Raw genomic sequence first — 21,562 nt, 5'->3', positions numbered from 1 at the left:
GGTACGGCCCCTCGTGGCCGTGTTCACTGCGGGGACGGAGCCGAGTGCGGGTTCTCGACGTCCTTCCGGGATTTTTCCGGCGGACTTTTTCCGGGGCTCGTCCCGCTGCCGGGTGTGGCCCGGTGCCTGGTGGCGGGGTGGCGTCTTCGTCCGGCCGTGGGACCTTCCATGGTCGGTGTTGGCCCCGCGTCCCCGCAAGGGTTGGTCGGCGCTGTCACGGGTGGGTGTGGTGGTCGCCGACTGGGGGGTGGTCCGGCAGCGCTCGTGTGAGGACGGCTGGCCGTGGGGGCGCGGTGCTGGGGGTGGAGGGGCCCGTCCCGCGCCGTGGTGTACGGGTGGCGCGGGACGGGCTGGTGGTGTTCACCGGTGTCGGCGGGCCCACAGGACGGAGTCGTGCAGGACGACCTCGCGGCCGTCGGAGGCGGCGACCGTGCGGGTCCTGGGTTCGGCCACGATGACCTCCCACCGGTCGGGGTCCAGGTGCGCGGCGGTCTCCTCGGCCCGTACGTGGGATCCGGGTATCGGGCCGTGCGGGTCCGCGTTCTCCTCCCGGGTGGGTTGGTGGCCCACGATGAGCAGTGTGCCGCCGGGTGCGACCGCCTCCGCCAGGCGTTGGAACAGTGCCTGGTCCGATCCGTGGGTGTGTACGTAGTGGGAGCAGACCAGGTCGAAGCGTGCTGCGGGCGGTTCCCACGCGGCCAGGTCGGCGCGTTCCCACTCCACCCGGTCCGCGACCTCGGTTCCCAGGTCGCGGGCGTGGGCGCGGGCGCGTTCCAGTGCGGACGAGGCGATGTCGACCGCTTTGACCCGCCAGCCGTGGGAGGCGAGCCAGAGGGTGTCGGCGCCCTCGCCGCAGCCCGCGTCCAGTGCCGTGCCGGGTGTCAGGTTCCGGGCCGCGTCCATCAGGTGGGTGTGGGGTTGGCGTGTGTGGGCGCCGCCGTGGCCGTGGTAGCGCTCCTCCCAGAAGTGCCGGTCGAAGGTGTGGGACATGGTGGTCTCCCTGTCGTTCACAGGCCGTGGCGGCCCGGGTGGGTCACACGCGCGCTCACGCGTGCCTCGGAGGCGGCCGAGAACGGGTCCCGGTGGGCGGCGACCGCCAGGCGGGTCTCCTCGGTGATCAGGTCGGCGTTGATCTGGGCTCCCGCGTTCGCGCCCGAGGAGGCCGCGGCGCCGACCTGGGCGGCCAGGTCGGTGACGTTGCCCGCGGCCCAGACTCCGGGCGCGTCGGTGCGGCCGGTCGCGTCGCAGGGGAGGTGTTCGCCCATGCCGGACGGGTGTGGGACGGGTGTGAGCCCGAGTGGGGCCAGGAACGCGGCGCGGGCCACCATGCGTGGGGCCACGGCCACCGCCTGGCGGTGGATGATCGTGCCGTTGGCCAGGCGTAGTCCGGTGATGTGGTCGTCGGTGGTCTCCAGGGCGCTCACCTGGCCGTCGACCACGGTGATGCCGCGTGCGGCCAGTTGTTCGGCCTCCTCCTTGGTGGGTGGTGCCATGGTGTGGGTGAAGAGTGTGACGTCGTCGCTCCACTGGCGAAACAGCAGCGCCTGGTGCACCGACATCGGTGAGCTGGCCAGGACGCCGATGGCCTGGTCGCGGATCTCCCAGCCGTGGCAGTAGGGACAGTGCACCACGCCGCGGCCCCACTGTTGGCGTAGTCCGGGGATGTCGGGCAGTTCGTCCACCAGTCCGGTGGTCACCAGCAGGCGGCGTGCGCGGGTGTGGCGCCCGTCGGTCAGGGTCACCGTGAATCCGTCGCGGTCGTTGTCGCGGGAGGCGGCCTGGACCTGTCCGGTGACCAGGTGGCCGCCGTAGCCGTGGACCTCCTGCTGGCCGCGGCGGAGCAGTTCGTCCGGTGGTGTGCCCTCGCGTCCCAGGAGTCCGTGTACGGCCGCGGCGGGGGCGTTGCGCGGGGTGCCCGCGTCGATCACCGCCACCGAGCGTCGTGCCCGGGCCAGCATCAGCGCCCCGTTCAGGCCTGCGGCGCCACCGCCGATGACCACCACGTCGTAGTCGTCCTTCAGTTGATCGCTCACCTCGATCACCTCCGCGACCACTATGCGAACCTCTCCCTCAGTGCCGCAAACTTCTTTGCCGCTATGGCAAAGTGGGAGGTATGGATGGTGATCTCGATCAGGCGCTCGACGCGGTGGGGCCCCGGTTGCGTGCGTTGCGGCAGCGGCGTGAGACCACGCTGGTGGCCCTGTCGTCGGTGACCGGTATCTCGGTGAGCACCCTGTCCCGGTTGGAGTCGGGGGCTCGCCGGCCGACTCTGGAACTGCTGCTTCCCTTGGCCAGGGCGCATGGTGTCACCCTGGACGAGCTCGTGGACGCCCCTCCCACCGGGGATCCGCGCGTGCACATGCGTCCGGTCACCCGCCACGGCATGACCATGATTCCCCTGACCCGTCGGGCCGGGGGGATCCAGGCCTACAAGCTGGTGATCGCGGGCGGCGGTGGTCGGGCCGAGCCCGATCCGCAGACCCACGAGGGGTACGAGTGGCTCTACGTCCTCAACGGGCGGCTGCGGGTCGTTCTGGGGGAGCACGACCTGGTGCTCTCTCCTGGGGAGGCGGCCGAGTTCGACACCCGTGTGCCGCACTGGTTCGGTTCCGCCGACGCCGAACCGGTGGAGATCCTCAGCCTGTTCGGTAGGCAGGGTGAGCGGGCGCACCTGCGTGCGCGTCCCGGGGAGCGGCGCCCGCCCGGGTGAGTGCCCCTGGTGTGGTGGCCGCTCGGTCACCGCACCAGGGGTTGGTTTCAGGTGGGGTCGGGGCGGGAGGAGACCATGTCCTGGGCCTGGCGGACGATCTGGGCCAGGCGGGAGTGGTGGGCGCCGGGCCAGTACACCCGGCCGCAGGAGTCGCAGCGCGCGAACGCGTCGTAGTTGGCGCGGGTGCCCGGTTCCAGTCCTTCGCGCACCTCCTCCTTGGACACGTGGGAGAGTTCGCCGTTGCAGGCCAGGCAGCGTGTCCAGGGGCGCAGGGGCGGAGCGAAGCGCTGTAGTACCTCGCGCAGCTGGTCGGCGGGTTTGTCCTGGCGTACGTGGCCGCCCGCGAGCAGGCCGCTGCGGCTGAGGAGCCCGCGGTCGCGGGTGAGTAGTACGCGTTCCTCGGCGTTGGCCTGGCGGTACAGGGAGGGGTCGTCGCGGTCGTTGTCGTAGGCGGTGTCCACGCCCAGCAGGCGCAGGCGGCGGGCCAGGGTGCCCAGGTGGACGTCGAGGAGGAACCGTGTGTGGTCGAAGGGCAGGGGTTGGGGGTGGGGGACGGGTAGCACGTCGACGGTCTCGCCGGGTGCGGGGATGTGGGAGGGCGGGGTGTCGTGGCCGTCGACGCGCAGGGTGCCGACCTCGGTCAGGGGTACGCCCAGCGACTGGACGTGGTGGCCGAGGGTGGAGGTGGAGTCCGCCTTCAGGTGTACCGTCTCGTGCCGGTGCCGCGGGGGCAGGAAGAAGCGCAGTTCGGGCGCGAAGTGCAGGGCCAGCATCCGTTCCATGTTCCTGAGCATGCCATGGGTGGGGGACGGTACGGCCTCGTTCGGTGGAGGAGTGGGCGTGCCCGTCGGGTGGCGTTCGTGTTGGGGGGAGCGGGTGCGCATGGTGTGTCAGGGGCCGCCGCGCAGCACCGGACGGCCCTCCAGGCGGGGTTCGGCCTCTCCGCTGATCCAGGGGCGTGAGGCGGTGATGTCGCTCGTGGGGTACCCGGGGTCGGATCCGGCCAGCTCGTTCAGGCGTTCCAGGGCTCGCGGGGGCAGGGACACCTGGACCGCCGCCAGGTTGTCGGCCAGCTGGGCGGCGTCGCGCGCACCGATGATGGGATGCACCGCGTGTGAGCGCGCCAGGTTCCAGGCGATCGCGACCTGGGAGGGGGTGGCCCCCAGTTCCTGGGCGATCTGGTCCATGGTGCGCGCGGCCCGGTGGTCGCGTTCGGTCAGTGATGCTGGGTCGATGCGTGAACCTGGTGGTGTCCCGCCCGGCCGGGTGTACTTGCCCGAGAGCACGCCCCCGGCCAGGCCCGCGTAGGTGGCCACGCTCAGGCCGAGGGCCTCGGACATGGGCAGTAGTTCGCGTTCGATGTCGCGTGAGAGTGGGTTGTAGGGCACCTGCACACCGGCGAAGGGGGTCCAGTCGCGCCACTGGGCCAGGGTGTTGGCCCGGGACACGACCCATGCGGGCAGGTTGGAGGCGCCCACGTACAGGACCTTTCCCGCGCGGACGGCGTCGTCCAGGGCCCGCATGGTCTCCTCCACGGGCGTGTGCTCGTCCCACACGTGCACCCACAGGAGGTCGACGTGGTCGGTGCCCAGTCTGCGCAGGCTCCGTTCCAGGGACAGGGTGAGGTTCTTGCGGTGGTTGCCGCCCGCGTTGGGGTCAAAGCGGTCGCGCGAGAGCGTGTACTTGGTGGCGAGCACGAACCGGTCCCGGCGCTGGCGCAGCAGTGTGCCCAGGATCTGTTCGCTGTCGCCGTAGGCCGAGGCGGTGTCGATGACGTTGCCTCCGGCGTCGGCGTACAGGTCGAGCATTCGGCGGGCCTGGTCGGTGTCGGTGAGGGCCATCGCGCCCAGGAACAGCTGGGAGACGCGCAGGCCCGTGGGGCCCAGGAGCCGGTAGCGCATCAGAGTCCACCCCCGACAGGGGAGGTGGGGGCGTTGGCCGTGTTGACCGGTACGGCGCGGGGTCGGCCCTGTTGGTGGGCGCGGGTGGTCTCGTTGGTGGTGAGGGTCATGGTGGCCAGTGTGGGGGGCGGGGTGGTCGTGGGGAAGGCCGTGGTGATCCTGGCCTTGGTGGGGCCAGGATCCGGGGGGCGCCCGGCCGTAGACTCACCGCCCATGAGCGAGAGCGAGTTGGGGGCGTTTTTGCGTGCCCGCAGGGAGGGGCTGACTCCGGATCGGGTGGGGTTGCCCGTGGGGCCGCGTCGTCGCACGCCCGGGCTGCGGCGGGCGGAGGTGGCCACCCTGTCGGGGGTGAGCGTGGATTATCTGACCCGGTTGGAGCAGGGGCGTGACCGTAATCCGTCGCCGCAGGTCCTGGCGGCGTTGGCGGACGCCCTGTTGTTGTCGGTGGGTGAGCGCGTGCAGTTGCGCAATCTGTCCAAAGCGGCTGCGGGGATGGGTGCGCTGTGCCCGGGTGGGCAACCGCCCGAGTGGGAGGTGGCTCCCACGATGCGGGCGCTGTTGGAGCGGTTGGCGGACACCCCGGCGGTGTTGTTGAACCGGGTTGGTGACGTGGTGGCCCACACCCGCGCCTACGCGTGCCTGGCCGGCCCGGTGGGGTTGGTGGAGGGTGGGGCGCCCAACCGGGTCTGGTTCCTGTTCACCGACGAGCGGGCGCGCAGGGCCTACCCGGACTGGGAGCGGGTGGCCGACGAGTGGGTGGCCGTGCTCAGGGCGGGGTCCTCGCGCGAGGATCCGCACCTGGTCCGTCTGGTGGAGGAGTTGGAGGTGGTGGCCGGTGCCGCGTTCGTCGACCGGATGGGGGACGCGCCGGTGGTGCCCCGGCGCACGGGTGTGGAGCGGCTGGTCCATCCGCGGGCGGGGGAGTTACGCCTGTCCTATGAGGTCCTGGACGCGGGAGGCCAGCAGTTGGTGGTCTATCTGCCTTCGGATGAGGCCACCGAGGTCGCGTTGGAGGATCTGGTCCGGTCTCATGGGGGTGGTCTGCGTGCGGTGTCGGGCTGAGGGTCTCGCGCGGTACGGGGCCCGGATGCGGGGAGCGGGTCGGTTGGTCCGGTGGCGGGCTGGTTAGGCTGTGGCGCGGTACATCCGCGCGTGAGGGGACGGTGTCCATGGACCCGGTGGTGGTATCGGTCAGCAGCAATCCCGAACACACCTTCAGCAAGGCCGCGTTGCCGCGTATCCGTCTGTTGGCGGGGTTGGGTGTGGAGGGTGACGCGCATCTGGGTACCACCGTCCAGCACCTGTCCCGGGTGGCCGCGGATCCCGCCCAGCCCAACCTGCGCCAGGTTCACCTGGTGCAGGCCGAGCTTCTGGAGGAGCTGGCCGGGGCCGGTTTCGAGGTCGCCCCGGGGCAGTTGGGTGAGAACGTCACCACCCGTGGCCTGGATCTTCTGTCCCTGTCCACCGGTACCGTCCTGCGTCTGGGTGAGCGGGCCCGTGTCCGCGTCACGGGCCTGCGTAACCCGTGCGCGCAGATCGACGGTTTCTCCCAGGGGTTGCTCAAGCAGGTCCTGTACCGGGGCGCGGACGGCGGTGTGGTGCGCAGGGCCGGGGTCATGGGTGTGGTGCTGGTCAGTGGCGTGGTCGAACCGGGCGCGCCCATCCGGGTGGAGGCGCCGCGGGGTCCCCACGTGCCCCTGGAACGGGTCTGATCCCGGCCCGGGGCCCGTCACACCGGCGCGGCCGGCGCCGTGCCCGGCTGGCCGGTTGTCGGGGGGCGCGGGATCGTTCAGGTGTCGGCGCGTTGGCTGAGGCGTTCGTGGCGTTGGCGGGCGGCCTGGGCCGAGCCCAGGCCCAGGCCGAAGGCGATCTCCTGCCAGGTCATGCCGCGTCCCTTGGACATCTGGAGCAGCCCGGATTCGAGTTGGTCGAACTCCGCGCGTGCCCAGGGCACCAGGGTCAGTGCGGCGGTGAGGTCGTTGGTGTCCACGGGCGGGGCGTCGGGGTCGGGTTGGGCGCTGCCCGCGGCCAGGTCGGCGACGCGCCGTAGGGCGTCCAGGGGCGCCATGGGCATGCGTTGTTCGTCCCAGCGCTGGCGGTGTTCGCCGGTGGCGTGCCGTTCGGTGAGGCGCAGGAGCGCCTCGTGGGTGCGTGTGCGGCGGGCGTTTTGGGGGTCGGGTTGGGTGAAGGCGTCCTCGCGCGGGTGTTCGGTCATGTTTCCCAGCATGGGAGACACGACAGATGTTGTCAACAGCTTGTTTTCAACGGATTGTTTCATCGTTGTTCTGTCGGTCCAGGAACTCCTCGAAGGTCACCTGGCCCACCGCCCGGCCCGGGGCCAGGTGGTGGCCCCGGCGGTAGGCGGCGAAGGTGGCGCCGGGCAGGCGCACCGGCAGCACCGTCCGCGGGGTTCGGGCCCGGGCCAGGTAGGCGGCGGCCAGGTCGCGGAAGGACTCCACGCGCGGGCCGCCCATGTCCGCCACGCGCCCGGCCGGGGGCTGGGCGGCCAGGTGGGCTAGGCGGGAGGCGACCTCGCCGGTGTCGATGGGTTGCACGTCCACGTCCGGGACGGGCATGAACGGTGGGCGGGCCGCGCTCGCGCACAGGTCGCGTACCAGGTCGTGGAACTGGGTGGTGCGCAGGATCGTCCACCCCAGGTCGGAGGCGGCCAGGGCCATCTCCACGGTGTGCTTGGTCAGGTAGTAGCCCAGCGGTATCCGGTCCACGCCGACGATGGAGACGTAGACCAGGTGCGCCACGCCCGCCTCGCGGACGGCGCGGACCAGGTGGGTGGCGGACTCGATGTCGCCGCCGGTGGGTGAGCTGGCGCAGTGCACGACGGTGTCCACGCCTCGGACGGCGTCGGCCAGCCCGGTGCCCTCGCGCAGGTCGACGGCGAAGGAGGCGGGGTCCTGGGGGTCGGGGTGGCGGCTCAGGTGGCGTACCTGGTGTCCGGCCTGGCGCAGACGTCGTACGACGGGCCGTCCCAGGGTTCCCGTGCCGCCGGTGACCAGGACTGTCTTCATGGGCCCTCCTTCGCAAGGCTGGAGGACTCATGCTACGGCGCGTACGCCCGAGGAGGTGGGTGGATGGTGCCGGGGTGTCCGGTTAGAGTGCTGGCGGTGTCGGCGCGACAGGGCGACCGAACGCAGTGATGAGGAGTGTGCCCATGTCCCAGATCGCCGAGAGGTTGACGGCAGCGGTCGGCGCGGAGCAGGTGGTCACCGACCCGGCCGTCCTGGGGGGTTACTCCCACGACGAGGCGGAGTGGGCTCCCCACGGGCTTCCGGCCGCGCTGGTGCGCCCGCGCGGGACCGGGGACGTGGCGGCCGTGGTGGGTGTGTGCGCGGAGTTGGGCGTTCCGGTGGTCGCGCGCGGGGCGGGTACGGGACTGTCGGGGGCGGCCAACGCGGCGGACGGCTGGGTGGTGGTCTCCTTCGAGCGGATGGACCGGGTGCTGGAGGTCGACCCGGTCCAGCAGACGGCCACCGTGCAGCCCGGGGTGGTCAACGACGCGTTGCGTGAGCGGGTGGCGCGCGAGGGCCTGTGGTACCCGCCCGATCCGGCGTCGGCTCCCTGGTCGACCATCGGCGGGAACGTGGCCACCAACGCGGGCGGGCTGTGCTGCGTCAAGTACGGGGTCACCCGCGACTACGTGCTGGGGATGGAGGCGGTCGTGGGCTCGGGAGAGGTGGTGCGGTTGGGTCGAGGGACCGCCAAGGGTGTGACCGGCTACGACCTGTGCGGGCTCATGGTGGGTTCGGAGGGGACGCTGGGCATGGTCACCGAGGTGACGCTGCGGATGCGTCCGCTGCGCACCGGTACCGAGCACACCGTGGTGGGGTATTTCGACTCCCTGGCGGAGGCCGGGCGTGCGGTCGCGGCGGTCTCGGCCGCCGGGGTGGTGCCCTCGGCGATGGAGTTGATCGACCGGTTCTGCCTCCAGGCGGTGGACGAGTGGAAGAACATGGGTCTGTCCGCCGAGGGGGAGGTGCTGCTGCTGGCGCGCAGTGACCAGCCGGGGGCCTCGGGTGGGGAGGAGGCCGACCGCATCCTGGAGTGCTTCCGGGCCGAGGGCGCGGTCTACTCGGTGCGTTCCACCGACGCGGAGGAGGCCGAGGCGCTGTTCGAGGCGCGGCGTCTAGCCTACCCGGCGTTGGAGCGGTTGGGGCCGCTGTTGACCGAGGACATGTGTCTGCCCAAGGCGAAGGTGCCTTTGATGCTGGAGCGCATCGAGGCGATCGGGGAGCGTTTCGACACCCGTATCGGCAATGTGGCGCACGCCGGTGACGGCAACCTCCACCCCCTGTTCATCGTGCCGGCCGGTGACGAGGACGCCAGGAAGCGGGCGCAGGAGGCCTTCGAGGTGATCGTGGACGAGGCGATCGCCCTGGGAGGCACGGTCACCGGTGAGCACGGTGTGGGCCTGTTGAAGATGCGCGGCGCCGCGCGGGAGATGGGGCCGCAGGTGCTGGGGATGCACCGGGCGGTCAAGGACGCCCTGGATCCGGCGGGCATCTTCAACCCGGGCAAGGTCTTCGCCGCGTCGTAGTGGACTCCCCGCCCGGGGCGGGCGGGGAGCGGCCCCCTCCTTCGCACCGGGGACGTGTGGGAGCGGGGCACGCCCCCGGCCCGGCGGCGGCCCGCCCACCTCACCTGGTCGTGGTGCAGGGGTGGTGTTGGGGCACCGCGGGGCGGGGGTGTTCGTCAGCCAGGTGGGAGGTGTCGTTGAACGCCAGCACCGACGCCGGACGCCCCGGGGTGTAGCGCACCACGGTCAGTGCCGCGTTGGCGGGGGCGAGGGTCACCCACCGCCATGCGGGGGCCTCCAGCGCGGCGCACAGCAGCCACGCGGCCGGGTGGGCGTGGGTGATGACCGCCTCGCGCCGTTCCCGGTCGCCCCGGGCCGGGCCGGTGAAGCGTTCCAGTGCCCGGAGCCCCAGCTCGGGGCCCTGGGCCCGCTCGTGTGCGGGGAGGGAGTCGACGAAGTCCATGACCGTGTCGGCGTACTGGGGTGGCAGCTCCGCGCGGGTGGGCAGGTGGGGCGCGTAGTCGCCCGCCTCGGGGGCGACCACCGGTGCGACCCCCACCTCCCGGGCCGCCAGGTGGGCGGTCTGGGCGGTGCGTGGGGCGGGCCCGTGGTGGAGCGTTTCCACTCCCTGCTGGCGTAGGAGCTGACCGAGGCGGAGGGCCTGGCGGCGGCCCCGCGCGTTCAGGCTTGCGTGTTCGCGGTCGGCCTCGGCGTGCCGGGCCAGGTACAGGTGGCGGGTGGCGGGCATGGGCTCTCCTCATGGTGGACGTGGTCGGTCCGATCCCCGGCCGCCGGGCCCGGTTCGGGGCCCGTTCGTGTGAGATGGCGGCCCGCGCGGGTAGGGGCGCCAACGCGGCACACGCAGGTGCCGGAAAGCCGAGCTGAGGGGGCAGCGATGGCCAACACGCTCAACGGACGCCGGGTGGCGATTCTGGCGGCGGACGGGGTCGAGCAGGTGGAGCTCGTCCAACCGCGGGAGGCGCTGGGAGAGGAGGGCGCCGACATCGACCTGGTCTCGCTCGCGTCCGGGAGTATCCAGGCGATGAACGGCGACATCACGCCGGCGGACACCTTCGACGTGGACCGGGTGGTGTCCGAGGTCGGGGTGGCCGACTACGACGCCCTGGTGGTTCCGGGCGGGACCGTCAACCCGGACAACCTGCGCTCGGACGAGAACGCGGTGGATTTCGTGCGCAACTTCGTCGCCTCGGGCAAGCCCGTGGCGGCGATCTGCCACGGGCCGTGGATCCTGGTGGAGGCCGACGTGGTGCGGGGCCGCACGGTGACCTCCTACCCCAGTCTGCGCACCGACCTGCGCAACGCGGGCGGGAACGTGGTGGATGAGGAGGTGGTCACCGACCAGAACCTGACCACCAGCCGTAAACCGGATGATCTGCCCGCGTTCTGTGAGCGCGTGGTGAGGGAGATCGCCGTGAGGTGAGCGGGCCCGTCGGGGGCGCGTACACGTGGACGGGGCGGTGGGCACCGGTTGGTGCCCACCGCCCCGTGTGTCGGTGACCCGCCGCGCCGGTTACTCCGACTCGGGTTCCTCGGGGTGGCGGCGCAGGTGGACGACGGCCGTGACGAGGCCGCCCCACAGCAGGATGATGGAGATGGCCATCATGATGATCGCGCTGGTGTTCATCAGCGGTCTCCTTCCTTGGCGGCTTCGTTCTCCTCGACCTGACGTTCCAGGGCGTCAGCGCGCTTCCAGGGGATGAGCGAGACGATGACGCCGAAGGCGATCGCGCCGACGGCCACGCCCCATCCGGCGGCCAGCAGGAAGCCGCCCGGGTATTCCCCGTAGTTCTCCGTCAGCTCCGTGCGCAGGCTGCTGTACATCATGAAGCCGAGCAGGACGGGCGTGATGGCGCCCAGGGTGATCCTCCACCACAGGCCGAGCCGGATCGAGGAGACGGCGTTGACGTGCTGTTGGAGCAGCGGCAGTTTGCGCAGGATCCAGCCGAACACCACGATCATGGCGAATCCGGCCAACACGATGCCGTACTGGTTGATGAAGTGGTCGAACACGTCCAGGAAGTGCAGTCCCTCGGGGGTGGGGAAGAGCAGGATCGAGATCAGCGCGGTGGCGCCGCCCACGATCGCCACGGCCTGGACGCGGCCCAGGCCGGTGCGGTCCTGTACCGCGGAGACGATCACCTGGACGATGCTGATCAGCGAGGTCAGGCCCGCGATCACCAGGGAGCCGAAGAAGAGCACCCCGAACAGGGCGCCGCCGAAGGGCAGGGTGGAGATGATCTGTGGGAAGGCGATGAAGGCCAGTCCCAGGCCGTCGGTGGCGACCTGTTCGACTCCCACGCCGGAGGCGGTGGCCATGAAGCCCAGGGCCGCGAACACGCCGATGCCGGCGAGCAGTTCGAAGGAGCTGTTGGCGAAGCCCGCCACCATCGCCGAGCCGGTCAGGTCGGCCTTGCGGCGCAGGTAGGAGGCGTAGGTGACCATGATGCCGAAGCCGATGGACAGGGAGAAGAAGATCTGTCCGTAGGCGGCGATCCAGACCTCGCCGTTGAGCATCTTGCTCCAGTCCGGGGTGAACAGGGCGTTCAGGCCGGCCGTGGCTCCGTCCAGGGTGAGTGCCTGTCCGACCAGGACCAGGAACAGCACCACCAGCAGCGGGATGAAGACCTTGTTGGCCTTCTCGATGCCGTTGCGGACGCCGAGCGCGAGGATGGCGAGCACCACGACCCACACGGCGATGAGTGGCCAGGCCACACCGGGGATGTAGCCCGAGACCATTCCGGGTCCCTCGCTGGCCTGGATGAAGTCCTCGAAGAAGAAGGCGTTGGGGTCCTCTCCCCACTGCTGTCCGACGGAGAACCAGACGAACATGATTCCCCATGCCACGATCACGGCGTAGTAGATCGCGATCACGAAGCAGATGGCCACCTGCCANCCCTGCCCCCAGCCGATGGCCTCGGCGGGTCGGGCGATGCGCCGGTAGGACAGGGGTGCGGAGGAGCGGTAGCGGTGCCCGATGCTGTAGGCGAGGATCAGCAGAGGGATACCGGCGGTGAGTAGGGCGACGAGGTAGGGCAGCAGGAAGGCGCCACCACCGTTCTCGTAGGCGACGTAGGGGAATCGCCAGATGTTGCCCAGTCCGACGGCGGATCCGATCGCCGCCATCAGGAAGCCCGCGCGCGTCCCCCACTGCTCGCGAGTCTGTTGGACCATGTTCAGGTCTCCTAAATCATCCCGTAGTTCGCGATCCGCACGGTAGCAGGAGTTGGCCTGGTCGGCATCGTGGGGCGGGCTGGCTACACGTTCTGTCGCCCAACCATGCGCCCTGTAGCTCCTTTTGTCTAGGCTTACATGGCGGACAAAAGACTCAAGGCTCTCTTACCGGAAACCTTCAGGAGGGCTTGCGCACGCGCGTGGCGGCAGCGGCGGCCCAGGTCGGGCCGGAACTCACCGGTACGGCGAGCCGGGGTGGGGCCGAAGGCCGCGTGGAAGGCGACGATGGGCGCGCTCGACGAGGAGGACCCGCACGCGTCCGCGGCCTGTGTCACGGTCCGGCCCCGCGCCAGCGGCAGTGTGGTCCGAGGGAGTCGGAGTTGGTTGCGCCGGACGGGAAAACCCGTTCCGACGGTGTCGCGGAAGAGCCGGGACAGGGTCCGTTCGTCCGCTCCACCCCGTCTGCCGAGTTCGGCCGGAGTGGGAGGGGCGGACGTGTCGACATCCTCTCCCGAGCAGACGAAGGCCTGATCAGGGGCACGCGCGCATCCGCCCGGTTCGGCGGCCGGTAGGGGTGCTCTTCAGGGGCGGTGGCGCGGGCGCGCGCGCAGGCGTGCGTTGGGCAGCGCCGGAGCGGGCAGTGACTCCTCGCTGTCGCCCCTGACGAGGGGGAACCGTGCCCCCTCGCCTGTTGTGCCTTGGTGTGGGCTGGTCCGGTCCTGCTCCCAGGAGTGGCGGGCCCGGACGATCTCGTCGTGGTCGCGGCCGACGAAGTTCCACCACATGAGCAGGTCCTCGGTGAAGGGTTCGCCGCCGATGACCAGCAGGTGCGCGGCCTCCTCGGCGTACAGTTCCACCTGTGTGCGCCCCTCGCCCACGTAGAGCAGCGAACCGGCCTCGACGCGGTGTCCGAGGGCGTGCACGGGCGCGTCCAGCGCCAGCACACCGTGTTCGAAGGACTCCTCCAACGGCAGCCGCACCCTGGATCCGGCCTCCAGCACGACCTCGGCGCCCATTAGCGGGGTGTGGGTGCGTGCGGGGGAGCGGTGAACCCGCCCGTCGTTGACCTGCCCGGCGATCACCGTCACCCGGGCGCCCGGCGCGTCCACCCCGGGCAGGTCGAGGACGGGCAGGTCGGCGTGGTGTTCGAAGCGGGCCGGGCCCTCCCGGTCGCCTTCGGGCAGGGCGATCCACAGCTGCGCGCCGTGCAGGGTCGGCGGCGCGTCTGCGGGGGTGCGCTCGGAGTGGGCGATGCCGTGTCCGGCGGTCATGAGGTTGAGTTGGCCGGGCCGTACCCTCTGGTCCGAGCCGAGGCTGTCCAGGTGGTGGACCGCTCCGCTGACCAGCCAGCTCACGGTCTGTAGGCCGATGTGGGGGTGGGGCGGCACCTGCATGCCCGCACCGGCGGTGATGTCGGTGGGGCCGTAGACGTCGGCGAAGCACCACGCGCCGATCATGCGGCGGTTCTTACCCGGGAGGGCGCGGCGGACCAGCATCGCGCGCGGGCCGCCGAGCGGCACCTCGCGCGGCGTGAGGAGTTCGGTGTCGGAGGTGTCCGTGTGGTCGGTCGGGGTGATCCGCCCGCCGCAGACGCGCGCTTCGGCGGGGTGGGTGTCGAGGTTGCTCACCCTCGCGAAGATAGTCGAGGCTTCTGGCCCCGGCACGCCCCTGACGCGCCGGGGAGCGGGGCGGCTCACCAGCGCATGTGGACGTGTTCGGCGAAGCCGAGCAGGCCGTCCACGGAGACGGTCTCGCCCTGGTCGGTGCGGATCGTGCCGGTGTAGTGGCCGAAGAGCTGGTGGATGTCGTTGACGATCAGCCCGGCGTTGGTGCGGTCGGCGCGTTCGTGGAAGGGGGTGAAGACCACGTCGACCTGGTCGGAGTCGGGGGTGCGCACCCACCAGGGTTCGTCCTGGTTGGTGGGGTCGTAGGTCCACTCCAGTTCCTCGCCGATCTTGGACAGGCGCCCGTCCACGCACAGGGCGTTCTCGGTCAGGCCGGTGCCCTTCGTCCACTGGCCGCCGAACTGGAGTCCCACGGTGCGGCCGTCGGTGCGGCCCGAGGCGGCGCCCCAGTTCCACCGGGTGTCGTAGGGCCATTTGCCGCGGCCGTGGTCGAGTACGCCCCAGGCGTCGGTGAGGTCCAGGGTCCTCGCACCCAGGCGCACCGATCCCCGGGCGGGGCGGGCGGTGTGCTTGGAGGTGTACTGGAAGCGGTCGGTGCCCCAGGGGATGACCACGCTCATGGTCTCGTGGTTCTCGGGCAGGTCGACGGTCAGGTCGGCGAAGAGCCGCCCCTCGGATGTGTCGCAGGAGAAGCGGAGCCGGGTGCCGCCGTCGACCTCCTGGATGAGGGCGCGTACCGGATCGAGTGCGGCGCTGGTGCCCGTGCCGAGGCCGTCGGGGAGGCGGACGCCGTGCGCGAGCGGGCGCAGTGCGGTGCGGCTGACCTCCCGCCCGCCGTACTCCAGCAGGTAGACGCTGGTCAGGCCGAGGTAGTCGATGTCGGCGAGGGTGAGCGCGATCAGGTGGGTGGGGGTGGTGACGCACCAGTACTCCCACTTCTTGCAGCGGCCCCAGCCGGGCAGTGCGCAGCGGTGCAGCGGGTGGCGGGACCAGCCCACGGCCTCGGGGTTGAGGCGGCCGTCGGGGGTGCACAGGTCGACGGGTGCGGTGATCTCCGGCTCGTGTGTCGGCATGGGCGGCAGCATAGGGCGCGTGGCCGCACGTGGGGGCGCCCGGCCGGGAAAACCGGGTGACGCTCGGCGCGGGCCGTGTCACGCTGGGTCCTCCCAAGGAGGGGAGGCCCCGTGGACGCGTGTGTGTTCTGTTCGATCCGGGACGGTGAGGCCGAGAACAGTCTCGTGTACCGCGACGAGTGGGTGTTGGCGTTCATGGACCTGTACCCGGTCACGCCAGGGCACGTGCTGGTGGTTCCGCGCGAGCACCTGGTGGGGTTGGGTGAGGTCGGCGACGAGCTGGGCGGGCGGATGTGGAGTGTGGCCCGCCGTGTGGGTGAGGCCCTGCGCCGAGCCGCCCTGGACACGGGGAACGCGGACGAAGGTTCCGGCGGGTTGGTGCGCTGTGAGGGCGTCAACCTGTTCCTGGCCGACGGTGAGGCGGCGGGCCAGGAGGTCTTCCACGTGCACCTGCACGTCTTCCCGCGTTTTGCGGGTGATGCCTTCTCGGTGCACGCGCACTGGGAGGAGGCCGAGCGTGCGCGGCTCGACGGCCACGCGGCCCGGTTGCGCGCCCTGCTGCCCTGAGATCCCCGGATACGCCGGTGGCGCCGGTCCCCGAGGGGGCCGGCGCCACCGGGCTCGATCGACGGCCGGGTCAGCGCATGTGCTTCTCGATGGCCTCGATGATGCGCGGGCGCATCTCCGCGGCGCTGATGACGGCGTCGACGGAGCCGACCTCGACCGCGCGCTGGATGTTGTGCACGCGGTCGAACTCCGCGGCCACCTCGCCGAGCTTCTCGGCGCGGACCGAGGAGCGCAGTTCGTCGAGTTCGGCGGTCAGCGTGGCGCGGTCGGTGCCGGAGGCGGCGGCGACGCGCTCCTCCAGGCCCCGTACGCGCGGGTCGGCCGCGGTGCGGGCGTTGACGTCGTTGGAGAAGACCACCGCGGCCGCCGGGGCGCCGCCCAGCACCGAGGCGTAGGAGCCCTCCAGGGCGAGCACGGTCATGTTCGGGTTCAGCGCCTTGGAGAAGACCACGAACGCGCCGCCGTGGTAGCGCGAGATCACGCAGAACACGATGGGGCCGCGGAAGTTCACGATCGCGCGGCCGATCTCGGCGCCGTACTCCAGTTGGAGTTTGCGCATCGACTCGGGTGAGCCGTCGAAGCCCGACAGGTTGGCCAGCACCACCAGCGGCCGGTTGCCGCTGGCCGCGTTGATCGCCCGGGCGGCCTTCTTGGACGAGCGCGGGAACAGCGTGCCCGCGGTGTAGGCGTCGGGGCCGTCGGTGGGCGGGAAGCCCCGCCTGGCCACCGACTGCGACTCGATGCCCAGCAGGCACACCGGCATGCCGCCCAGGTGCACGTCCTGCACCGCCGCGGTCTCGGCGTCGGCCATGCCCGCCCAGCGTTCCAGTACCGGGTGGTCCTGGTCGGAGAGTGCCCGCATCACGGTGCGGATGTCGAAGGGCTTCTTGCGGTCGGGGTTGGCCTGGGCGGAGAAGATCTCGCCGACGGTGGTGAAGTCGTTGCCCGGCACGGTGTGCGGGAAGTCGGAGACGTCGCGGTCGACGGGGTCGGTGGTGCTCGCCCGCCTGGGCGTCTGCTCTCCCGGCGCGATGTAGGCGTGGTCGTAGTGTGCCATCAGCACGTCCCGGGCGGCCGTCAGGTTCGGCGCCCAGTACTGGGCTTGGCCGTTGGGGCCCATCACCCGGTCGTAGCCGCCGATGCCGAAGTTGTCCTCGGCCGAGACGCCGCCGGAGAAGTCGAGTGACTGCTTGCCGGTGAGCACCATCGCCGAGTCCGGCGTCATCACCAGGATGCCCTTGGTGTGCATGAGCATCGTCGCCTCGGCGTTCCAGTACGGTTGCGCGCCGACGTTGATGCCCGCGACGACGATGTTGATCTCGCCGCCGTCCTGGGTGAACTCCACGATCCGCTTGAGTGCGGCGGCCACCCAGTCCATGTTCTCGGTGCCCGACTCCATGGAGATGCGGGCTCCGGCGGACAGCGCGTACCACTCCAGGGGTACCCGCATCCGCTCGGCCAGGTCCAGGGCGGCGATGACGCGGCGGCACTCGGGTTCGGAGAGCGCGCCGAGCGACTTGGTCGGGTCGCCGAGCAGTACGACCCTGGTGACGCCCTGGGGGTGTCGTTCGGTCGGTGTGGTGACCACGCCCGCGACGATCGCCGCGGTGTTGCGGCCCTTGGGCCGGTCGACCGGCACCAGCGTGTGGTCGTCGTCGAGGTCGTGTTCGACGAACTCGCCGAGCAGGCCGGTCAGCTCGTAGGGGTAGACGGTGTTGCGGCTGCTGGCGCGCAGCACCTTCTGCCGGTAGCCGTCGATCGGCTCGACGGGGGCGTCGGAGGGTTCTTCGATGGTCAGCTGGGTGCCGCCGGTGGCGTCGAAGGAGGCGCGGATGGCGACCTTGGTCAGTTCGCCGGTCTCGCGGTCGCGCTGACGCGCGATGAACAGGATCTCCTCCAGTCCCGCGCCCGCGGTCGTAGGCAGCACGCGTGCGCCGATCGTCTCCAGTTCGGCGCGGGTGAGGTCGATCGGCGGCCAGACGTAGACCACGATCCGGTTGGTGTTGAAGCGCTTCTTGGAGGGTCGTTGCGCCTGCGCGCGGCGGATCGAGTCCAGGCAGGTGGCGATGGTGTCCTCGGCCGTGGGCAGCGCGACCAGGCGGCCGTCGTGCTCACGCAGTTCGGTCAGGTCGCGTACCTGGGCGAAGGCGACGAGGCGGTCGTCGGAGGGGTTGTCCTTGGCCACGCACTGGAAGAGGTAGACCTCCTCGTCGGAGGAGGGCAGCCGGGTGAGGTCGAACCCGTTGAGCCGCTCCAGCTGCATGCGCTGCGCGATGTGGGGGTGCAGGCCGCGGATGAGGCGCTCCTCGGCCATCCCGGTGGGTGAGGGGCGGAAGGTGAAGTGGTGGTGCATGACCGCGCCGTTCCTGCCCGCGACGGTGGCGGTGAGGCGGCGGACCTGGTCCGGGAGCGGGTACACGCTCAGCGCCTCGTGCAGGGCTGTGGCCATCGCGTCGGAGTCCTCGGGCTGCTTCTCCCAGGACAGGTAGACGTCGGCGTCGATGCTCTGCTCGCCGTTGGCCAGCTGGGCGAGTCCGCGCAGGGCGCCGCCCAGCGCGTCGAAGCTCACCGCTGTGGAGACCAGGTGTGTGCCCTCGCGTTGGGCGACGACGAACGTGTGGTCGTCGACCTGGCTGGTGTGGACGCTGGTGAGGCCCTTGTTGCCGTAGTAGCGCCGGGTCAGCACCTCCAGCATGACGGTGTTGTCCAGGTCGTCGCGGACCAGTCGCTGGCCGAGCAGGCGTACCAGTGGTTCGGTGCTGCGTACCATCGCGGCGATGCGTTCGGCGCGGTCGGGCGCGTCGGGGTGGGTGTCCAGGTGGCGCAGGTGTTTGCGGACCTCGGCGTAGACGCGGGCGCGGTTGCGGCGCAGGGTCGGCTGGCCGAACCAGGCGAAGACCACGCCGCGTGCGAGGTCGGCGACCACGGGGAAGCGGACCTGGGTGGCGGCCACGAGCCGCTCCAGTGCGAGGCCGACGGGTTCGCGCAGCGTTTCGTCCGGTACGGGTTCGCGCAGCCACGTGCGCAGCAGTGTGGTCATGACGGTGGCGTCGGCGGACACGCGCTGTTGGGCGAGGAAGATCCTGAACACCGCGGCTTCGAGCTCGGGGGTGCGTTCCAGGTCGGTGACGCCGTAGTGGCCCAGGGCCTTGGCGAGTTTGGTCTGGAAGGCCTCGGGGAGTCCGGCGCGCTCGACGTCGAGGCTTTGCATGTAGGTGTGGAAGTACTCGCGGGCGCTGTGCACGTGGCTGCCGTCGACGCCGTCCTCGCCCGCGGGCCGGTTGCGGCTCAGTTCGGCCAGGTCGGCGAAGACGTTGACGAGCGTGAGTTCGGCCTCCAGCGGGCGGTGGCCGTTGTCGGTGGCGGCCTCGCGTGCGGCGAGGTAGTCGTTGAGGGCGCGGTGCTCGTCGTGCGGGTCGACGTCGAAGCCCAGCAGCAGGCCGCGCAGGTCCTCCTGGCCGCGGGTGAGTCGCGTGCTGGTCGGGGTGTCCGCGGTCGCGGCGGGCAGGTCCAGTTCGACGGTGTTGGCGCCGGGGGTGTCCTCGGTGGCGGAGTCGTCGTCGGCGAGGGGTTCCAGGCGCAGCAGCGGGGCGCCGGTCTCGACCTGGCTGCCGACGGAGACCACGCATTCCTTCAGGCGTGCCCTGAACGGTGCCCGCAGCACCGTTTCCATCTTCATGCTCTCCAAGACCAGGACCGGTGCGCCCGCCTCGACCTCGGCACCGATCTCCAGCGGTGTGGCGACGACCAGGGCGGGTGCGGGGGAGCGCATGACGCCGCCCTCGTCGCGGCTGACGCGGTGGGTGACGCCCTCGACCTCGACCAGGTGGACGGGGCCGTGGGTGGCGGTCAGGAGCCGGTAGCGGGCGCCGTTGACGGTGATGCGTCCGGTGTGGGCGTCGAAGCGGTCGAGTTCGACGTCGGCGGTGTGGACGTCCTCGCCCGTCTGGAGGCCGACGCGGAACCGGTGGGCGCTGACGCGGGCGACGCGCACGCGGTATCCGACGCCGCGCAGTTTGAGGTCCAGGGGTCGGCCGCTCTGGTGCTGGACCTGGGGGCGTCCGCCGAAGGCCGTGGACAGCAGTCGCTGGCGTTCGACGCGCTCTTCGTCCTCGTAGGCCTCGACGGCGGCGGCGGCCAGTGCGATGGCGGAGTGGCGGTGGGAGACGAGTCCGCCCTCGGCGCGCACGCGGTCGATCCAGCCGGTGTCGGCGCTGGCGTCGATGACCTCGGGCTGGTCGAGCAGGTCGAGCACGAAGCTCTTGTTGGTGGCGCCGCCCTCGATGATCACGGTGGTCTGTGCCATGGCCCGGCGCAGGCGGCCCAGGGCCTGGTCGCGGTCGCGGCCGTAGGCGATGATCTTGGCGATCATGGAGTCGAAGTCGGCGGGGATGGTGTCGCCCTCGCTGACGCCGGTGTCCACGCGGATGCCCGGCCCGGCGGGCAGGTCCAGGCGTTCGATGCGGCCCGGGGAGGGTGCGAAGTCGCGGTCGGGGTCCTCGGCGTTGAGGCGGGCCTCGACGGCGTGTCCGCGCTCCACCGGCCGCTCGCCCTCCAGGCGGTGGCCGGAGGCCACCCACAGCTGGGCCCTGACCAGGTCGAAGCCGGTGGTGGATTCGGTGATGGGGTGTTCGACCTGGAGGCGGGTGTTGACCTCCAGGAACGCGAACATCTTCTCGCCGGGGTGGTAGAGGAACTCCACGGTCGCGGCGCCGCGGTAGCCGACCGCGACGGCCAGGCGTTCGGCGGAGGCCTTGAGTTCGGCGGTCTGGTCGGGGGCGAGTACCGGTGAGGCCGACTCCTCGATGATCTTCTGGTTGCGTCGCTGTACCGAGCAGTCGCGTACGCCCAGTGCCCATGCGGTGCCCTCGCCGTCGGCGATGACCTGGACCTCGACGTGGCGGGCGCCGGTGACCAGGCGTTCCAGGAACACGACGCCGCTGCCGAAGGCGCGTGCGGCTTCCTGGCTGGTGCGTTCGTAGGCGTCGGTCAGTTCGGTGTCGTTGGTGACCACGCGGATGCCGCGTCCGCCGCCGCCCGCGGTCGCCTTGAGCATCAGCGGGTAGCCNNNATCGGGGGTTAGCCGATCTCGGTGGCCGCGGTCAGGGCGGCGTCCAGGCTCTCGACCGCTCCGCGGCTCCACGGTGCGACCGGCACGCCGACCTCCTCGGCGATCAGCTTCGCGCCGATCTTGTCGCCGAGTTGGCGCATGGCGTCGGCGCTGGGGCCGACGAAGGTGACGCCGATGTCCTCGCACAGCTGCGCGAACGCCGGGTCCTCGGCGACGAAGCCCCATCCGACCCAGGCGGCGTCGGCCCTGGTCTCCACCAGTGCGCGTTCGAGCGCCTTGAGGTCGAGGTAGGGGCGTGCGGACGCGGGCCCCAGGTCGTAGGACAGGTCCGCCTCGCGGACGAAGGCCGCGGTGCGGTCGACGTCGGTGTGCAGGGCGACCGTCTCGATCGGTGTCCCCGTCTCCGCGACGATGTCCCGTACGGCGTGGATGAGCCGCATGGCGGCCTCACCACGGTTGACGATGGCGATACGACTGAACACCCGGCAGAGCCCCTTCTGCGAACCGACGATGTGTGCCGCGACGACGCGGCCCCCTGTAGTGTCCACCCTTTCGTCCACAGGCTGGCGGCGCCATGTCGCAGTCAACGGACGCTACACGGTTCCTGTTGTGGGAAACGTCCAAAAGGCGGTGGCTCCTCACGTGTGACCAGGGCGTGTCGGGGCGTGTGGCGGCGTTTTCGGGCGTGTGGGGCGTGTGTGGACTGTGACACTTGTCCCTTCCGGTTCGTGCCGGTACCCGGAGCCGACGGTGCGTGGTCGTGGCGGGTCGTCCACGGAGTGTGACGTGGCCTCGGGTGGCGTCGATTCGTGTCACGTCGTGCCAGGTCCGGGGGTGCCTCTGGTGTGGAGGGTGGGTTTGCCGTAGGCTGGAAAGCGCTTTCACACGGAAA

Annotated in this window: 18 protein-coding genes and 2 pseudogenes; 6 read left to right on the top strand and 14 right to left on the bottom strand. The window is 71.1% G+C overall.

What is annotated here, in order from left to right; all coding sequences use genetic code 11:
- Positions 1–360: 360 nt before the first annotated feature.
- Positions 361–990 carry a class I SAM-dependent methyltransferase gene (locus tag D455_RS0101830; protein ID WP_026122223.1) on the bottom strand — a complete coding sequence of 210 codons (630 nt, stop codon included), beginning with the start codon at positions 988–990 and terminating at the stop codon, positions 361–363.
- Positions 991–1,007: 17 nt separating this feature from the next.
- Positions 1,008–2,033 carry an NAD(P)/FAD-dependent oxidoreductase gene (locus D455_RS0101825; RefSeq protein WP_026122222.1) on the bottom strand — a complete coding sequence of 342 codons (1,026 nt, stop codon included), beginning with the start codon at positions 2,031–2,033 and terminating at the stop codon, positions 1,008–1,010.
- 80 nt (positions 2,034–2,113) lie between these two features.
- Here D455_RS0101825 and D455_RS0101820 point away from each other — a divergent pair, with 80 nt between their 5' ends.
- Complete coding sequence (locus D455_RS0101820; protein ID WP_017569054.1) at positions 2,114–2,710, top strand: helix-turn-helix domain-containing protein; 597 nt, start codon at positions 2,114–2,116, stop codon at positions 2,708–2,710.
- Between the two features lie 47 nt (positions 2,711–2,757).
- Here D455_RS0101820 and D455_RS0101815 read toward each other — a convergent pair whose 3' ends face one another.
- From D455_RS0101815 to D455_RS34060, 3 genes are all read right to left on the bottom strand, one after another.
- Positions 2,758–3,483: a Mut7-C RNAse domain-containing protein gene (locus D455_RS0101815; RefSeq protein WP_026122221.1), complete on the bottom strand. Its 726-nt coding sequence runs from the start codon at positions 3,481–3,483 to the stop codon at positions 2,758–2,760.
- Between the two features lie 117 nt (positions 3,484–3,600).
- Positions 3,601–4,611 carry an aldo/keto reductase gene (locus D455_RS0101810; protein ID WP_017569052.1) on the bottom strand — a complete coding sequence of 337 codons (1,011 nt, stop codon included), beginning with the start codon at positions 4,609–4,611 and terminating at the stop codon, positions 3,601–3,603.
- Positions 4,611–4,826, bottom strand: coding sequence for a hypothetical protein (locus tag D455_RS34060; protein WP_160167826.1), 216 nt, complete (start codon positions 4,824–4,826; stop codon positions 4,611–4,613). Before D455_RS34060 ends, D455_RS0101810 begins: the two co-directional genes overlap by 1 nt.
- Between D455_RS34060 and D455_RS0101805 the strand changes: the two genes are divergently transcribed.
- On the top strand, positions 4,825–5,673 hold the full coding sequence (locus tag D455_RS0101805; protein ID WP_026122220.1) for a helix-turn-helix transcriptional regulator: 849 nt from the start codon (positions 4,825–4,827) through the stop codon (positions 5,671–5,673). The genes D455_RS34060 and D455_RS0101805 overlap by 2 nt on opposite strands.
- 107 nt (positions 5,674–5,780) lie before the next feature.
- Positions 5,781–6,323 (top strand): MOSC domain-containing protein, encoded by a 543-nt coding sequence (locus D455_RS0101800; RefSeq protein ID WP_017569050.1) that lies wholly within the window; start codon positions 5,781–5,783, stop codon positions 6,321–6,323.
- A 77-nt stretch (positions 6,324–6,400) separates the two neighbouring features.
- Here the strand turns inward: D455_RS0101800 and D455_RS0101795 are convergent, their stop codons facing one another.
- Positions 6,401–6,826: a hypothetical protein gene (locus tag D455_RS0101795; RefSeq protein ID WP_026122219.1), complete on the bottom strand. Its 426-nt coding sequence runs from the start codon at positions 6,824–6,826 to the stop codon at positions 6,401–6,403.
- Positions 6,827–6,872: 46 nt separating this feature from the next.
- Complete coding sequence (locus tag D455_RS0101790; protein ID WP_017569048.1) at positions 6,873–7,637, bottom strand: SDR family oxidoreductase; 765 nt, start codon at positions 7,635–7,637, stop codon at positions 6,873–6,875.
- Between the two features lie 143 nt (positions 7,638–7,780).
- On the opposite strand from D455_RS0101790, the gene D455_RS0101785 reads away from it, so the two are divergent.
- Complete coding sequence (locus D455_RS0101785; protein WP_017569047.1) at positions 7,781–9,163, top strand: FAD-binding oxidoreductase; 1,383 nt, start codon at positions 7,781–7,783, stop codon at positions 9,161–9,163.
- 100 nt (positions 9,164–9,263) lie between these two features.
- Here the strand turns inward: D455_RS0101785 and D455_RS0101780 are convergent, their stop codons facing one another.
- A complete protein-coding gene (locus D455_RS0101780; RefSeq protein WP_017569046.1) occupies positions 9,264–9,890 on the bottom strand; it encodes a histidine phosphatase family protein in 627 nt (208 codons plus the stop codon).
- 147 nt (positions 9,891–10,037) lie between these two features.
- Between D455_RS0101780 and D455_RS0101775 the strand changes: the two genes are divergently transcribed.
- Entirely contained in the window at positions 10,038–10,583 is a 546-nt protein-coding gene (locus D455_RS0101775) for a type 1 glutamine amidotransferase domain-containing protein (protein WP_017569045.1), read from the top strand.
- Positions 10,584–10,673: 90 nt separating this feature from the next.
- Here D455_RS0101775 and D455_RS32415 read toward each other — a convergent pair whose 3' ends face one another.
- From D455_RS32415 to D455_RS0101755, 5 genes and pseudogenes are all read right to left on the bottom strand, one after another.
- Positions 10,674–10,787 carry a methionine/alanine import family NSS transporter small subunit gene (locus D455_RS32415; protein WP_017569044.1) on the bottom strand — a complete coding sequence of 38 codons (114 nt, stop codon included), beginning with the start codon at positions 10,785–10,787 and terminating at the stop codon, positions 10,674–10,676.
- Complete coding sequence (locus tag D455_RS0101765; RefSeq protein ID WP_017569043.1) at positions 10,787–12,334, bottom strand: sodium-dependent transporter; 1,548 nt, start codon at positions 12,332–12,334, stop codon at positions 10,787–10,789. The genes D455_RS32415 and D455_RS0101765 overlap by 1 nt, the downstream gene beginning before the upstream one ends.
- Before the next feature lie 134 nt (positions 12,335–12,468).
- Positions 12,469–12,783, bottom strand: a pseudogene (locus tag D455_RS32410) (helix-turn-helix domain-containing protein); the annotation flags it as partial.
- 132 nt (positions 12,784–12,915) lie between these two features.
- The gene (locus tag D455_RS0101760; RefSeq protein ID WP_017569042.1) at positions 12,916–13,962 is read right to left on the bottom strand and encodes a pirin family protein; all 1,047 of its coding nucleotides are present in this window, start codon (positions 13,960–13,962) and stop codon (positions 12,916–12,918) included.
- A gap of 65 nt (positions 13,963–14,027) precedes the next feature.
- Positions 14,028–15,032 (bottom strand): DUF2804 domain-containing protein, encoded by a 1,005-nt coding sequence (locus tag D455_RS0101755; protein ID WP_026122218.1) that lies wholly within the window; start codon positions 15,030–15,032, stop codon positions 14,028–14,030.
- A gap of 111 nt (positions 15,033–15,143) precedes the next feature.
- Here D455_RS0101755 and D455_RS0101750 point away from each other — a divergent pair, with 111 nt between their 5' ends.
- Complete coding sequence (locus D455_RS0101750) at positions 15,144–15,599, top strand: HIT family protein (protein WP_017569040.1); 456 nt, start codon at positions 15,144–15,146, stop codon at positions 15,597–15,599.
- Positions 15,600–15,669: 70 nt separating this feature from the next.
- On the opposite strand, the pseudogene D455_RS28905 reads toward D455_RS0101750, so the two are convergent.
- Positions 15,670–21,152: pseudogene (locus tag D455_RS28905) on the bottom strand (ATP-binding protein).
- Between the last annotated feature and the right edge of the window lie 410 nt (positions 21,153–21,562).

Origin of the sequence: Nocardiopsis halotolerans DSM 44410 (genome assembly GCF_000341065.1) — a bacterium.
GTDB lineage: Bacteria > Actinomycetota > Actinomycetes > Streptosporangiales > Streptosporangiaceae > Nocardiopsis > Nocardiopsis halotolerans.
The sequence above is the reverse complement of the archived record's forward strand: the minus strand, read 5'-3'. Positions and strand labels throughout refer to the sequence as shown.